General features: G+C 43.5%; 13 protein-coding genes. 7 read left to right on the top strand and 6 right to left on the bottom strand.

Annotated elements, in window-relative coordinates:
* Window positions 1–8: 8 nt before the first annotated feature.
* Together CVU62_07070 and thiE are read left to right on the top strand one after the other, a co-directional pair.
* Window positions 9–779: a ribose 1,5-bisphosphate isomerase gene (locus CVU62_07070; protein ID PKN37486.1), complete on the top strand. Its 771-nt coding sequence runs from the start codon at window positions 9–11 to the stop codon at window positions 777–779.
* Window positions 776–1,426, top strand: a complete 651-nt coding sequence (thiE, locus tag CVU62_07075) for a thiamine phosphate synthase (protein ID PKN37487.1) — start codon at window positions 776–778, stop codon at window positions 1,424–1,426. Before CVU62_07070 ends, thiE begins: the two co-directional genes overlap by 4 nt.
* Before the next feature lie 11 nt (window positions 1,427–1,437).
* On the opposite strand, the gene CVU62_07080 is transcribed toward thiE, so the two are convergent.
* From CVU62_07080 to CVU62_07095, 4 genes are all read right to left on the bottom strand, one after another.
* Entirely contained in the window at window positions 1,438–2,700 is a 1,263-nt protein-coding gene (locus tag CVU62_07080; protein ID PKN37488.1) for a peptidase M48, read from the bottom strand.
* Between the two features lie 55 nt (window positions 2,701–2,755).
* Window positions 2,756–3,028, bottom strand: coding sequence for a type II toxin-antitoxin system mRNA interferase toxin, RelE/StbE family (locus CVU62_07085; GenBank protein ID PKN37489.1), 273 nt, complete (start codon window positions 3,026–3,028; stop codon window positions 2,756–2,758).
* Window positions 3,018–3,260 carry a CopG family transcriptional regulator gene (locus tag CVU62_07090; protein ID PKN37490.1) on the bottom strand — a complete coding sequence of 81 codons (243 nt, stop codon included), beginning with the start codon at window positions 3,258–3,260 and terminating at the stop codon, window positions 3,018–3,020. Before CVU62_07090 ends, CVU62_07085 begins: the two co-directional genes overlap by 11 nt.
* A 713-nt stretch (window positions 3,261–3,973) precedes the next feature.
* Window positions 3,974–4,762 carry a hypothetical protein gene (locus tag CVU62_07095; protein PKN37491.1) on the bottom strand — a complete coding sequence of 263 codons (789 nt, stop codon included), beginning with the start codon at window positions 4,760–4,762 and terminating at the stop codon, window positions 3,974–3,976.
* A gap of 601 nt (window positions 4,763–5,363) precedes the next feature.
* Here CVU62_07095 and CVU62_07100 point away from each other — a divergent pair.
* The 3 genes from CVU62_07100 to CVU62_07110 all read left to right on the top strand — a co-directional run bounded on the left by CVU62_07100 (window position 5,364) and on the right by CVU62_07110 (window position 9,985).
* Entirely contained in the window at window positions 5,364–7,004 is a 1,641-nt protein-coding gene (locus CVU62_07100) for an AMP-binding protein (GenBank protein ID PKN37492.1), read from the top strand.
* 266 nt (window positions 7,005–7,270) lie between these two features.
* Entirely contained in the window at window positions 7,271–7,666 is a 396-nt protein-coding gene (locus tag CVU62_07105; protein PKN37493.1) for a MerR family transcriptional regulator, read from the top strand.
* 225 nt (window positions 7,667–7,891) lie between these two features.
* Window positions 7,892–9,985, top strand: a complete 2,094-nt coding sequence (locus CVU62_07110) for a hypothetical protein (GenBank protein ID PKN37494.1) — start codon at window positions 7,892–7,894, stop codon at window positions 9,983–9,985.
* 77 nt (window positions 9,986–10,062) lie between these two features.
* Here the strand turns inward: CVU62_07110 and CVU62_07115 are convergent, their stop codons facing one another.
* A complete protein-coding gene (locus tag CVU62_07115) occupies window positions 10,063–11,832 on the bottom strand; it encodes a hypothetical protein (GenBank protein ID PKN37495.1) in 1,770 nt (589 codons plus the stop codon).
* Between the two features lie 322 nt (window positions 11,833–12,154).
* Between CVU62_07115 and CVU62_07120 the strand changes: the two genes are divergently transcribed.
* Complete coding sequence (locus CVU62_07120; protein ID PKN37496.1) at window positions 12,155–13,039, top strand: hypothetical protein; 885 nt, start codon at window positions 12,155–12,157, stop codon at window positions 13,037–13,039.
* Window positions 13,040–13,198: 159 nt separating this feature from the next.
* A complete protein-coding gene (locus tag CVU62_07125; protein PKN37497.1) occupies window positions 13,199–14,416 on the top strand; it encodes a hypothetical protein in 1,218 nt (405 codons plus the stop codon).
* Between the two features lie 149 nt (window positions 14,417–14,565).
* On the opposite strand, the gene CVU62_07130 is transcribed toward CVU62_07125, so the two are convergent.
* The gene (locus CVU62_07130; protein ID PKN37498.1) at window positions 14,566–15,147 is read right to left on the bottom strand and encodes a hypothetical protein; all 582 of its coding nucleotides are present in this window, start codon (window positions 15,145–15,147) and stop codon (window positions 14,566–14,568) included.
* Window positions 15,148–15,168: the final 21 nt, after the last annotated feature.

Raw genomic sequence — 15,168 nt, forward strand, 5'->3', positions numbered from 1 at the left:
AGGTATTCATGTTAAACGAAGTAATTATCAGTCGGGCAATTCTGGATTCCTATTTTAAAAAGCTTGATAGCTGTTTGGATCTTGATGTCGCCATAGTCGGCGGCGGACCATCAGGTTTGGTGGCCGGATACTATCTGGCCAGGGCAGGACGGAAAGTGTCACTTTTCGAACGCAAGCTCTCGATAGGGGGTGGCGTTTGGGGAGGCGGCATGATGTTCAATTCCATCGTGGTGCAGGAGGCCGGCCGGCAACTGCTTGACGAATTCGACCTCAAAGGTTCGGAATATACGCCCGGCTATTATGTGCTCGATGCCGTGGATGTCACTGCAACACTCATCCACAAGGCCGTGCGGGCCGGTCTGCAGATCTTCAACCTCATTACCATGGAGGATGTGGTGATCAAGAACGAGCGCGTGGCCGGTCTGGTCATCAATTGGAGCGCTGTTGATATCCTGAAGTGGCATGTGGACCCGATAACCCTTCACGCCAAATATGTCATCGACGGCACGGGGCATCCCGCCAATGTCGCCGAAGTACTCGTCCGGAAAATGGGCGTCAGACTGAATACGAGCACCGGCGGCATCGTGGGTGAAAAATCCATGGAGGCCGAACAGGGCGAGATGCAAACTGTAGAAAACACCCGCGAGGTCTATCCCGGGCTTTATGTCAGCGGCATGGCCGCCAATGCGGTTTATGGCGGCTATCGCATGGGTCCGGTCTTCGGCGGCATGCTGCTCTCGGGCCGCAAGGCGGCTGAAATGATTCTGGCGCACCTATGATTACAGCAAAAGATCAAACACTCAGAGCAGACCTGCGGCGCGGGCTTTATCTTGTATTGACTGAACCGCGAGACGGGTATGAAACGGTCTGCCGGTGGGCGGTGGAGGCAGGTCTTCCGGCAGTGCAATTGCGCTACAAGGGCAGTGACGATCGTGAACATCTTGCTCTGGCGCAAGCTCTGCGACTGATCACCAAAGGCACCGGCACGCTCTTCATCGTGAATGACCGGCCCGATATCGCACGCATCTCGCAAGCCGACGGAGTGCATCTGGGTCAGAATGATCTTCCGGTTGCGGAAGTCCGGCGGATCATCGGCCCGGCCATGTTGCTGGGCCTTTCCACGCATGACATAGAGCAGGTTGCCACCGCGAACACCGCGCCTGTAGATTACATCGGGTTCGGGCCTTTGTTCTCCACCAATTCCAAGGCGCAACCCGATCCGGTAACCGGTCCCGGGGCATTGAAAGCCGCGCTGGTCATCAGCCGACATCCCGTCGTAGCCATAGGCGGGCTGAATCTGGAGCGTATCAAGCAACTGCATGCACGCCCGCATAATGCGGCAGTTATCCGGGCTGTAAGTGACGCGCCCAATCCTCTGGCCGCTATGCGCGCGATCAATGCTGCTTGCCTGGACATGGACTTGTGACGTCTGTCGGTTTAAGTATTGCCGATTTCTTTATCGATTGATTTTAAATATTCGATTCTCTCAATCAGCGGAGGATGGGAATAATAAAACCAGACATATAAAGGGTGAGGATGCAGATTAGATAGATTGTCTTTGGCTAATCGTTTGAGTGCGTTAATCATGGGCTCTGATGTTCCGGTTAACTCATGAGCCATTTTGTCAGCTTCACGTTCATACCGTCGTGAAATAATAGCGCCCAGGGGACTAAAGAAAAATCCTATGCAACTCAAATAAATAGAAACCAAAAGCAATCCGGCGTAAACAGGCTTGTTTTTTAATCCGAACGCGCCATACAGCGACGGCCAGTTCACAACCAGATAAACAAAATAGAGCCCGACAAGGGATAAAACAATCATAAATATTAATTGCTTCAGGATATGCTTCTTTTTCCAGTGGCCGATTTCATGCGCGAGCACCGCCAGTATTTCTTCGTGCGAATGAGAAGCAAGCAAAGTGTCATACAGAACGATGCGCTTGGTTTTGCCAATGCCGGTAAAATAGGCGTTGGTATGCTTGGAACGTTTGCCTTCATCAACCTGAAAAATTCCCTTGGCCTTTAATCCGACTTTGGCCAGCAGCGATGTGATTTTTTCTTTCAGCTCTTCATCCTTAATCGGTTCATATTTATTAAAGAGCGGAGCGATGACCACCGGATAAAGCCACATCAGTAAAATTTCAAACGCTGTAAAAAACACCCAGGCCCAGAACCACCAGCTTTTCGGCAGGTAAAGAATAAAAGCCATGAAGGCGGAAAGCAGTACTCCCATTAAGACGGCGGAAATGATCACAGATTTCACAAGGTCCGTAAGCCACAGCTTCCAGGTAATCGTGGAAAAACCATATTTCTTTTCCAGAACAAACGTGTGGTAAATGTCGAATGGAATTCCCGCGACACCACCGATGACCGACAGTACCCCGAAAAAAATCAGCGCCTGCCAGATTAAGTGCCACTGCAACCCAAAGAGTTTCCCGACAAGCACCGGCAGTAAAAGAAACAATATGGCCAGTTCCAGAATGTCTTCGACTAAATTTTCTTTAGTTTCCAGACGCGAATTGTCATAAGTATAATCCACCATTTTCGCCAGAGTTGCTTCATCAATCATACCCTGAAAAACAGGAGGAATCTCCTTGCCGTGATTTCGCAAATGTCTGATGTTGAGTTGCTGTAAAATATAACGCCAGATTATCCGGCCGAGAAACAAAATTAAAAATAAAATTAAAAGCGTATTTTCCATAAACTACTGATCTTTATGAAACTCCTCTCTTAAGGAAACAACCATCTTTATATTATTAATAAGCTTCTTTCCTCTTCATTATATCCATGATGAAAATCAATATTTGTTTTTCATCAACCTGATAAAACAAACGATATTCTCCAATTCGATACCGGTAAACATCTTTAAATTCACCTTTTAGTTTCTTGATATTTTTGCCAAAGAAAGGATTGATTCTTAATTGGGGATAAACGTATGTTTTGACTTTATTATAAATTTTACTGATATCTTTTTTAGAAATGACACGCTGAAATGTTTCCGTCTCCGCAATTTCAAATCTATTTAACAATTCGATATTTCCCCTTCTTAATATCTTCCTTAGCCTTTCTTAATGATGAGACCAGAACCTTGTCCTTCAATATCGCGGCCATTTCATGATCATCAACAAATGCTTCTTCAGTCACATGGGAAAGAGTTGCATATTCGATAAAGTTTGATATTGTTCGCCTCTGTGCCTGAGCAGCGGTCCTGAAGATATCATAGGTATCATCATCTATTCGCAATGTTATTGTTTTACCCATAATCCAAACCTCTTCATTTTTATTCAATTATAAACTATTTGCCGCATTCAATCAAGCATCTTCTTTTTAATGAGACTCATTGAAAACGAATTCCGACGAATCGGAGTGAAGTTTGAAATGTTAGTCGAATTATCCCCGAAGCGAAGCGGAGCGGGATAATGATCATCCTTTGATATACCAGAAGCGTAGTGCACTGAAATTTGTCGGACGAATTATCCCGCAAAGCGGAGGGTATGAACCCCAAAGTTTACATTGAGGTTCACGCACGGGGTTAATTACATAATCATGCTTTGCGGTTAATAATTAAGTATTCTGTTCCCGAAATTATCCTATTCAATTTTTTATATTTTTATATGCAAACAAACTCAAGCCGAAACCAACAACGATAAGAGAACCTCCACAGGGCATATTCATGCCTAAAAATGTAAAATCAAAGAATTTTAAAATCCCTTCCCCGATAAACATTAAACCGCCAATAATCAAAGCATACTTTTCCATGGTAGTTCCTCCTCCATTAATAATATTTAAAAACACGGTAAGCCCTCCGTGCCTTTAGTGTTGTGAGTCATAAATATCTTTACAGCATGTCATTTCGAAGTCCCGCATACGCGGGATCATACTCCGCGAGAAATCTTAATGATCATAAGAATATACAAGATATCTCCCGTTGGTCGATATGACAAGTTTTCATTGAAACACTACACTAGCTGGTTTTATTTCCCCACCGGGCAGGAATTGAGGCAGTCGAAGCAATAATAGAATACCCCTGTGTTCATGTTCTGCCAGAACTCCCAGAAATCCGGGCTTTTGATCAAGTTGATTTTTTCTTCGTCGCCGGGCGCCTTGATCAGCTTTATCCCGAACCGGATAAGGCCGGGTAGACCGTATTTCATGTGGTGCACTGCGCAACGCATGACCGCCTCTTCGCCCTTAAGCCTGAGCGCGCCCGTGGGGCAGGCCTCCACGCACAGGTCGCACTCGGAACAATAATTTTCCTTCACGGGTTTGCCCGGATCCAGGTCCGCGCTGGTGAGGATGGCCAGGAATCTGACGCGCGGCCCGAATTCTTTGGTAATCAAAAGGCCGTTCTTCCCGATCGACCCGAGTCCGGCCTCATAGGCAATATGACGCAGACTCAGTTCTGCGATAAGTCCACCGGTTTCTCTCTGCATGGGCAAAGGAAGATAGGTCGGGATCGGGCTGGCCGAAAAACCGGCATCATCCAGATCTCGCATTAAAGCGAAACCCACGCGGGCCAATTCCTCGTAGAGTAGTTTTGTGGAAAACTGCGCGATTCTGATGTTGCTCTGGGATGCCGCAACCGAGGAGCTGACCATGCGCACGCCCACGATCAGTAAAGATTTGGCTTGGGGGTCGATCTTGCTTATCTCCTCTTTTGCGCCGGGATATTTTTCCATCTGAGCCGTGGTGCATGCAGAGACCATATCCACTCCCAATTCTTTTGCTCTTTTGAAAATTTTATCGGTAAGTTTTTTATCCATGTAGATACTCCCTTTTTTAATGAGACCCAAGATTTAATGAAACATAGCGCACTGAAGCTTACAGATCGAATTAATGAAACTAAACTATTATAAACGAAATGCAGTAATATTTGCTAGTTGAATTATCTTAGATCGAAGGACTCTTTAAACGACTGATGACTGCCAACGTCCTGACCGTTGCAATGAATAGCTAATATTTTCAGGACAACGCGTAAACGCAAAACAATTATTTTTCAAAAGGATAACGTGATTAGATGTAGATGCACTTTAATAACGAAAAAATATGATTATCGCTATTGGGGTAGTAACTTAATAACTTAAGGGCGTCCCCCCTACACTACTCATGTTAGCACTTCTAAAAACCTAAGCATCAGGTCTTGAAATAACAGTTTTTCTTAACAATTCTGTATTCCTGTTTCATCACCTATATGTAACAAGTGTCATGGTTCGATATGACAAAAATCTCCACCCACCCCTAAGAAAAGCAGAGGATTAGAAGATTAGATTATTGGCGGTTTGGATATCCACAAAATCACTTGACAGAAGGATTTTTCGGCTATAGTATGCCAGTTAACGTAAGGTGGGTTTAGGGAGGTGTAAAATGTCAGCTTTTGTCCATAAAACGATCGGCGAACTAATCAAGGATACATCTACACGCTATCCGAAAAACATCGCTTTGATTTCTCCGGAGTTCGGAATCAGGCAGACTTACCGCGAATTTTACCAGACATGCCGAGATGTCGCCAAAGGGCTCATGGCAATTGGCATTAAGCGTGGCGATCATGTCGCCGTCTGGACGACCAATATTCCCGAATGGACTTATCTGCAGTGTTCTCTGGGAATGACGGGCGGCGTACTGGTTTCTGTGAACACGAATTATCAGACCCATGAACTGGAATACATCTTGAAGCAGTCGGATTCCACGACTTTGTTTCTTATTGATTCCTACCGGGACACCAGTTTTTACGATACTGTCCGTAAGATCACCCCCGAGCTGGATTCCTGTAAAGCGGGCTCGCTGGTTTCGGAAAAACTGCCGCTTTTAAAAAACGTGATCTATATCGGCAAAAAAGACAACACGCCCGGCATGTTTAAATTTTCCGATCTAATCAAAATGGGAGAGAAAATAACCGATAAGGAACTTGATGACCGGATGAATTCTCTTACCGATGATGACGTGATCAATATGCAATACACTTCGGGCACCACGGGTTTTCCGAAAGGTGTCATGCTGACTCATCACAATATCGTCAACAACGCCCGGATGGTCGGAGATGTCATGGGCATGACGAATAAAGACAGTCTGTTGATTCAGGTGCCGTTTTTTCATTGCTTCGGCTGTGTGATGAGCACTCTTAATTGCGTTTACCACGGCTCAACAATGGTCATTCTGGAATTTTTTGACGCACTCAAAGCGCTTCAGTTTATCGCGTCGGAGCATTGCACCGCCGTCAACGGCGTGCCGACAATGTTTGTGACGATGTTGAATCATCCCGATTTTGAAAAGTACGATATGAGTTCTCTGCGCACGGGCATTATGGCCGGAGCGCCCTGCCCTGAAGAGTCGATGAATCAGGTGCGCACGAAAATGCACTGTTCCGAAATCGTCATTGCCTTCGGTCAGACAGAATCTTCTCCCGTAATGACAATGACACGGCGTGACGATCCGGTGAAGCTGCGCGTGGCCAGTGTCGGCAGGCTTTTACCAGATATTGAAGGCAAAATCGTTGATCCGGAAACGGGCCATGACGCGCCCGTAAATGTGCAGGGCGAGATTGTTACAAGAAGCGCCTGTGTGATGAAGGGCTATTATAAAATGCCGGAGGCAACGGCCGAGGCCGTCGACAAGGAAGGCTGGCTCCATACGGGAGATCTGGGAACGCTTGATGAACAAGGCTATTTCAAGGTAACCGGGCGAATCAAGGATATGATTATTCGCGGCGGTGAAAATATCTATCCCCGCGAGCTGGAGGAATTTCTCTATAAACACCCCAAAGTGATGAATGTTCAGGTAATCGGCATTCCTGATAAGAAATATGGCGAGCAGGTTCTGGCGGCAATCCAGCTCAAGGCGGGACAAACGGCATCCGCTGAAGAGTTCATCGAGTTTTGCAAAGGCAAAATCGCGCGGCATAAGATTCCGAAGTATTGGGAGTTCGTAGACAGCTACCCGATGACAGCCAGCGGCAAGATTCAGAAATTTAAAATGAAGGAAATGTTTGAAAAGAAATATCATTCTTAAGCTGTCATTCCGGCGAAGGCCGGAATCCAGTATTTTCAGTAAGTTCTGGATACCGGCCTGCGCCGGTATGACGAAGATACTGGATGCCGGATCAAGTCCGGCATGACAAAGGAACTGGATCCCCGCCGACGCGGGGATGACAAAACCACTGGATATCGGCCTGCGCCGGTATGACGAATAGAGGGATTGTTCCTCCGAACAATCCGGTATAAGGCAAGCGGCGCGTTTGGCAAACGCGCCCTACAAAATAATGAAAGGACATCAGAATGAAAACCGTTTCCGATGAAATCAGTATTGGTGAACTGGCCAGGAAACTGGAAATGAGTCAACGCACCATTCGCTATTATGAAGAGATTGGTCTGCTTAATTCCATTAAACGCATCGAGGCCGGCCGCAGAGTTTATACAGACGATGATCTGCGTCGCCTGAAACTGATCAAACGGCTAAAAATTATGGGAATGACCCTGTCGGAGATGCAGGAATTGGAAGCAATGTGGACAATTGAGAAATCTAATGATAAGGTTCTCGGGCGATTGCTGGAATTAATGGGCAATCAATTGCGCAGGCTTGAAGATCGTATCGCCGATCTTAATATTTTGAGAAATGAAATTATGGAGTATCAAAAACGGATTAAATCTAAAATTGGCAAATCACGGGCATAAAACCCTCAAGTAAGTTCTGGAGTTCACTACAATAGTCCCCCTTAGCTTTACACGTTGGATCCCCCTGTACGCTTTGCATTCAGGATAATTCTACTTGCAATTTTAACAATCTGATGTTTGATTTCCGATATAAATTAGAGAATATGCATTCAATATTAAACTGAAAATCTGAACATCGTTGTCAATATTGATAATGGTTTGTTTAAAAAGGAGTAACACAGCAAAATGGAGAAGTTTTTCTATCCGCGCAGCATGGTGGTTATAGGTGCTTCAGTAAAGAGAATGAATCTGGGACATATAATCGTATTGAATAATCGAAGAAACGGCTACGAAGGAAACATCTATGGCGTGGGCAGTAAAGAAGGAGATATTGCCGGCGCGCCTGTTTTTGACAGCGTTGATAAGCTTCCGGAAGTTCCTGATGTCGCCATTATTATTTCCCCGGCAAAGACTGTTCCGGATTTTATGGAGGCCTGCGGGAAAAAGGGCATTAAGCGGGTTGTCATCGAATCCGGCGGATTTAGCGAATATTCAAAAGGTGAGCGAACCATGGAGAAAAAATTACTGGAGATCGCCGACCGTTATAATATTCGCTTCATCGGTCCCAACTGTGTAGGCACGGTAAATTTCGATATCAAAATGATGATGCCCTTCGGTTTCTTCCCGGGAACACCATCCGGAGGACGCGTGGCCATGATTGTCCAGAGTGGCGGTGTCGGCGGTTCCTACCTTAGAGAATTAGGCGACAATGCCATCATCCCCGGCAAATTCGCCGCTATCGGCAACAAATTGCAGATAGACGAGGTGGATGTTTTCGACTATTTGCTCAAAGATGAAAAGACCGATGTTATCACAATGTATATGGAAGGATTCAAGCGCGGGAGAGCGTTCTTTGATCTGGCGCTTAAATCGGACAAACCGATAATAGTCCAAAAATCAAACCGCAGTGCACTCACCGCCAGTATCGCTCAGTCCCATACAACAGCCCTTTCCGCCGACGATGCCGTTGTCGACGGTTGTTTTCGACAGGCAGCAATCATCCGTGCGGAGGGCGACATTGATTTTATCAGCGCAGTAAAGATTATCCGGCTTCCGCTCATGAAAAGCAGGCGGGTTGCCGTGCTGTCCCGTTCCGGCGGACACGCTGTCATGACCGTTGATGCCTGCGCCAAATTCGGATTTTCGCTGGTTGATTTTCCCCCGGCCTTCATCGAAACGATAAAAACCATCTATCACACGCGGATAATTGCTCATCAGAACCCCCTCGATCTTGGAGAAATCTTCGACTACACCATCTTTACCAAAATTCTGGAAGAAGCTCTGAAGTTGCCGGAGGTTGACGGCGTTCTGTTCAATCACCTTTATGTGTCCAGCTACGAAGGTGAAACGTCACGCGAGTTCTTAAGCAATGTCGGCAGGCTTGTGAAACAATATCAAAAACCTGTCGCCGTAACAGTGATTACCGATGCAGCTGAATTGCTGAATATATCGAGGACGCAGGGATATCCCCTCTTTACAACGCCCCTGATGGCGGCCAAAGCGCTCAATATGTCGGCCACTTATTACGAAGAAAAAACAGCGCGGGACGCCAGAGGCGAAAATGTTCAGGTCTCTGTTGATCCGGCCGCAATCGAAAAAATAAAAAATACATGCCGGACAGAAAAGCGGATTCCCCTGACGGACGAAGCTCTGCAAATTGCCGAAGCCGCGGGCATCCGATGCATTTCCGGCGTTACCGTCAAATCCGCAAAAGAAACCGGCAAAATCAAATTTGATTTCCCTGTTGCCGTGAAGCTTCTTTCACGGGATGCTTCCCATAAATCAGATGTGGGCGGTGTAAAACTAAAAATTAAAAATCATAAGGAACTTGCCCAGGCTATCTCCGACATGAAAAAAGCTTTCAAAAAAATTACACCTCAACCCAAAATTGACGGTTTTCTGATCCAGAAAATGGCGGAAGAAGGTGTGGAATGTTTTGTCGGCGGCCGCCAGGATCCGGTTTTCGGACCGATTGTCATTGCCGGTCTGGGTGGTATTTTTCTCGAAATCTTCAAGGACACAGCTATCCGTCTTGCTCCGGTAACGAAAAACGAAGCCATGGATATGTTGAAAAATCTAAAGACCTATCCGATACTGCAAGGCGCAAGAGGCAAGATGAAAGCGGATATAGAAGCCTTTGCCGATGTAATTTGCCGAATGTCACAGCTTTTGGCAACGGTGACGGATCTCGCCGAAATCGACCTGAATCCCGTTATCGTTCATGAGGTAGGCAAAGGAGTTTCCATCGTCGACAGCCGGGTTTTCTTCAAAGGCAGATGATTAGAGGATTGGAAGATTGGAAGATTTGATATCCAAGGATATTCCTTGCTCTTTCGACACCATCTCGAAAGCCCGAATCAAGTAGCGGAATATTGTTTTCCTTCTTTCAAAGTTTCAATAGCGGGCGGTAGTTCGAGTTGATTACTATTATGAACATTACTATTTACGCAAATACCATCTCGTCCGTACTTTTTCGCCTGGTACATAAGCTGATCAACTCTATGAACAAAAGCTTTCATCTCTTCTTTAAAATTGTATTGCGCAAGACCTATACTGACAGTTATATAAACTTGTTGACCAGGAATCGGGGAAAATACCTCTTTCTTTAATTCATTATGTATTCTTTTCGCCGTTGCGAATCCCTCATCTTCTTTGGTCATGGGCAGTATGATTGTAAATTCCTCTCCGCCGTAACGATAGGCGGAATCAGTTTCGCGCAGACATCTTTTTATAACCTGACTGAGTTGTGATAATGCATTATCTCCCTCAATATGACCGTATCTGTCGTTGAACTCCTTGAATCTGTCGAGATCCAGCAGCAAAAGGGTTAACGGTTGCCCGTGTCGGTTCGACCGCTCTATTTCTTTTTTAAGTTGATCGTAAAAATGCCTCGAATTGTAGAGCTTTGTGAGATCATCAATTATGCTGAGGTCTTGGTATCTTTGTTCGCTTGCACGCAACTCATCTTCCGCAAGCTTGCGCTCTGTAATATCCCTGAGCCTGCTAACCAAGTATTCTTCTCCGCAAAAATCAATAGTTGAAGCACTAATATCAGCGAAAAACATAGATTTATCTTTTTTCATCATAGGTATATCTTTCGCTATCAATATTTCTTTTCTTATTTGTTTTTCCATCTGATTAATGACATGCGGCAAGAATTCCGGCGGATGAATATCTGAAACGCTCATTTTCAGAAGTTCTTCTTTTGTATATCCAAGCATACTGCATATTTTTGCATTAACATCCGAGAACATACGGTTGCCGATATTTAATATGATGATTCCATCTGATGCAGATTCAAATATCGTTCTAAATTTTAAATCTGTTTCTTTAAGAGCTTCTTCCGCCTTCTTGCGCTCGGTGATATCGCGATAATTAACAATTACTGCGTCAACAATATTATTATTGATAAGATTGCTTCCGACAGCTTCCAGTATTCGCCAGCTGCCATCTTTATGACGGAGACGCATTTCAGATTGTAAAACAATCGGGGTTGTACTTCTGACTAATGTAATGAATTTATCATTTAAAAATTTTAAGTCGTCCGGATGGATGAGTTCAAATCCGCTGGCACCAATTCTTTCCTCAACTTTAAAACCTAAAACTTTTTCTATTGCCGGATTTATATATGTAATAACGCCTTCGCGATTTACGACAACAATAATATCGGAGGAATGCTCTACAAGAGCCTTAAAGCGCTGTTGTTCCTGGCTTAATTTCTCTTCTATTCGTCTTTGCTTTTTTCTAATTTCCGCATCCGATAATTCTCTGGCTATGGCCGGACACAGGCCAGGGAAATTATTCTTTAAGACGTAATCATGGGCACCCAAACGCATACATTCTACGGCGATATCTTCACCAACGGCTCCGGATACAATAATGAAGGGAATGTCGATATTTGCTTCCTTTAATACGGTAATGGCAGAGGGGCCGCTAAAGTTCGGCATTCTATAGTCGCAGAGGATGATGTCCCATTGCTTCTCTTTGAGGGCTTCTTTCATTGTAGAAGCGGTTTGTACCCGTTCATACAAAGGATTATATCCGCCCTTCTTCAGTGCACGAATTAAAAGCTTGGTATCATCTTCCGAATCTTCAACAATTAATACCCGTAGTGATTTATCATCCATGGAATTGCTCACAGAAAAAATTATTTATAATACCGTACTGATAATTTGTATCTAATCAATTTGGCGATCAAATGAGCAACAGCAGGACCATTTATCAAAACGAAGCAAGAAATACGCAATATTGTTTTATTTATTTGAACTAAATTCGATATAACAGTACTTATATTCCAAGAACTTATCAATCCCTCGAACGAGGGATATTAACAAATATTTGCATTTTTAATAACTTATGATAGAAAATTATAAAATATTATACTTGAGCAGCAATATTTTTTTATTTTTGCTTTTAATAAAACGACGTCTCTTCTGTTTATAAAATGGTATGCTCATGAACGAACATAAAACAGCCACTCCTTCTAATAAACACATCAACAAATTTTTCTGGAACGCCCCTAATCCTATGGCTATTACCAAAGCTCAGGATGGAACCTACATTGAAGTAAATGAAGCTTTCGTTAATTCTATGGGACTCAAGAAACAAGAGATAATAGGACAAACATCCATTGGACTTGAATATATAACTGCGGACCAAAGATTGTTCCTTTCTAATGAAATAAAAGAAAACGGATATGCTCAAAACGTTGAGCTGGAAGTCAAAATAAAAAATAATGAAACCCGATTGGGATTATTTAATTCATCACCGGTCAAGATGGGAGATGATGCTTTATGGCTAACGGTTGTAACCGATATTTCCAATCGCAGTCTGGCCTTGAATGCACGGCAGGATGACATTCTATTCAAGTCATTTTCTGCCATTGAGGGAATAGGTGTTATCATAATACGAGGGCCGCAACAAAATATAAATTCACTCTTTATCAATGATGAAGCAAGAAGAGCTCTGGACAAGCGGTCTTTGCAAGATCTATTCAACGAGATAAGCGGTCGTGAATCGGCATATTTCAGCACCGCAACCGGATGTTATCATGTCAAAACAATTTCATCCTGCCATTGTTCTTCGTTAAAAATCATTTTGCTGGAACGGATGTCTCATTTGATATTCATGAAAGAGAAACTAAAAAAATATGAACTGACTACCAGACAACAAGAAATAGCTCTTTTAGCCGCAATCGGACATTCCAACAACGAAATTGCCAAAATACTTTTCATTTCTGAATATACTGTAAAAGATCACTTGAAAGAAATTTTTCAAAGAATCGGCATCTGCAAACGAAGCGAACTTTGTCCCAGGATATTAGAACTGCGATGATTTTCAATAAGAAGGATTTATTATTTTCTCATTTATCAAGCAGAATACCGTGCAGGAAATTCTGCTTTTGGCATAAAAAATAAAATTGCTGCCTTTTATATTATTTTCACACATCGAGAAAAGCATAATAATTGAATTTCTTTGAAGAAGGAGAAATAAATGCGAAAATCTGTGATACGCAAGAAAGCCTTAGCCCTTTCCGGAGGTGGACCGGCAGTGGGGATCGAAATTGGCGCTTTGAAAGCATTTGAAGAAAAAGGAATAGACTTTGACATCTTTTCCTGCGCGTGTGTGGGCAGTTGGGTCGGCTGTCTATACAACAGTCTTTCGCCCGGACCTGACAAGATGAAAAAGGTCGAAGATTTCTTTTTTGATAAAATCTTCATTCCGGATGATATTTATGAAAGTTTCCCCATTTGTTATAAAGTATTTCGTGTGGATTATTTTGAAGATATGAAAAAATACGCCGAAAAGCTCTTTAACCCGGACACATACCAGAATCTTTTTCTATTTGATCGAATCATGCAATATTTTCAGCAAATGCAATCGAATCCGCCAAAAACCGGAGATGAGATAAACTATTATATTTCTGAAGGTCTCGCCCTTAATCCAATGGTTAGATTGATGAGTGAAATTATTTATAAAGTTAAAAAAAACGGAATCGCAGGATTGGTTAACAGCACTGATTTTGTCGAAGCGAATATCAATATGGAGAATCTCTTCAAAAGCGACAAACTTGTTTATCTTAACGCTTATAATATGACAAAAGCTAAACTGGAAAGATTCATAAACCGTAAGGGACATAAAGAATATGATCCGATAAGCGCAGATGCCTTAATGGCCGGTTCAAGCGTTCTCGAATATACAGAGAATCGAACAATTGGCAGTGCCCCGGACAAATATTGCGAAGGCGCTGTTATCAACACCGTTGAGCTGGACACCCTGCTTGAACATGATCATAAAAGAGAATTAGATGAAATCTGGGTAGTAAAAATAGCAGACTATCAAGAGGTCAAACCACCAAAAAATTTAATCGAAGCCGCATTAACTGCTGTTATGCTTCCATTTGATACTATTTCTGATGATGATATAGAAATATTCTCTCATCATCTAACACAGATCTCAGAGCGTGAGTATACAAGATTAATAAAAATTAATATGAATTATGGGGCCGTCAATTATCACTGGAACCATTCAAATTTAAAAGAAGGCATCGAAACCGGTTACAGAGGTACAATTAAGGCGATTGAAGAATACGAGGAAAAGCAGAAAATAGAAACGCGCAGCAACGCAAAGAGAGAACGCGTAATGAATTTGCTTACACCTCACAAGGCCATGAGGGCTGAACGCTGGAATTTAGATGACAAACGAAAATAAAAGAAAATTTTTTACAAATCAAGAATTCGTAATGCTATTGTGCAAAATATTACAGAAGAAATTTATTCGATACTTATTTAGTCACGTTTGTAATTACACTGAACCGCGAGGTGAAATCGTAATGCTCCAAATCCGTCTGCGCCATATTTTTATCTGCCAGAACGCTTGAGTGATGCTATGAAGCTTTGCAGATCCAGCATCAAAATTCCGGCATGCAGATAGCAGGCAAAGAGCCACAGGGGAACATTAAATATATTTGTGTAGTAGTAATCAAAATATCCAAGCTTGGATGTCGCTCCCTCCCAAAAGCAGCCGACAAACCCCATTATCAGGCAGGCCTTGATGGCCGTGGACCGATGTTCGCTGAGGAATAGAATACGAGCAACCCAAATCGCCAGGACTATCCAGAAGTAGATCATGGGATGTGAATTACCCGCCATTCCCGAACCAAAATATACCAGTGTGCACACAGCACCATTGGCGGCAATAGAAATATAGCTCGGTGTTTCCTTCCATGAAGAAGAAAACGGGCTGGTGGCAAAGAAAAAGCTGGTCGTTGCGCAGGCAAATATGGGAAATGTCCAAACAGACTGACCATGGAACAAAACATTCAGTGGCTGCCAGTAGTAAACGAGGATGTTGTTATCAATGTGAAAATATTTGTCGCAGACGGTGAACCATGCCGCTGCGCCTATAATGCCTATGACTGTAAGTATGTGGTGTGGTTTCACGTATATCTCCAGTATGTTAGA

Source organism: Deltaproteobacteria bacterium HGW-Deltaproteobacteria-2 (assembly GCA_002840505.1).
In the GTDB taxonomy this organism is placed as follows: domain Bacteria; phylum Desulfobacterota; class Syntrophia; order Syntrophales; family Smithellaceae; genus Smithella.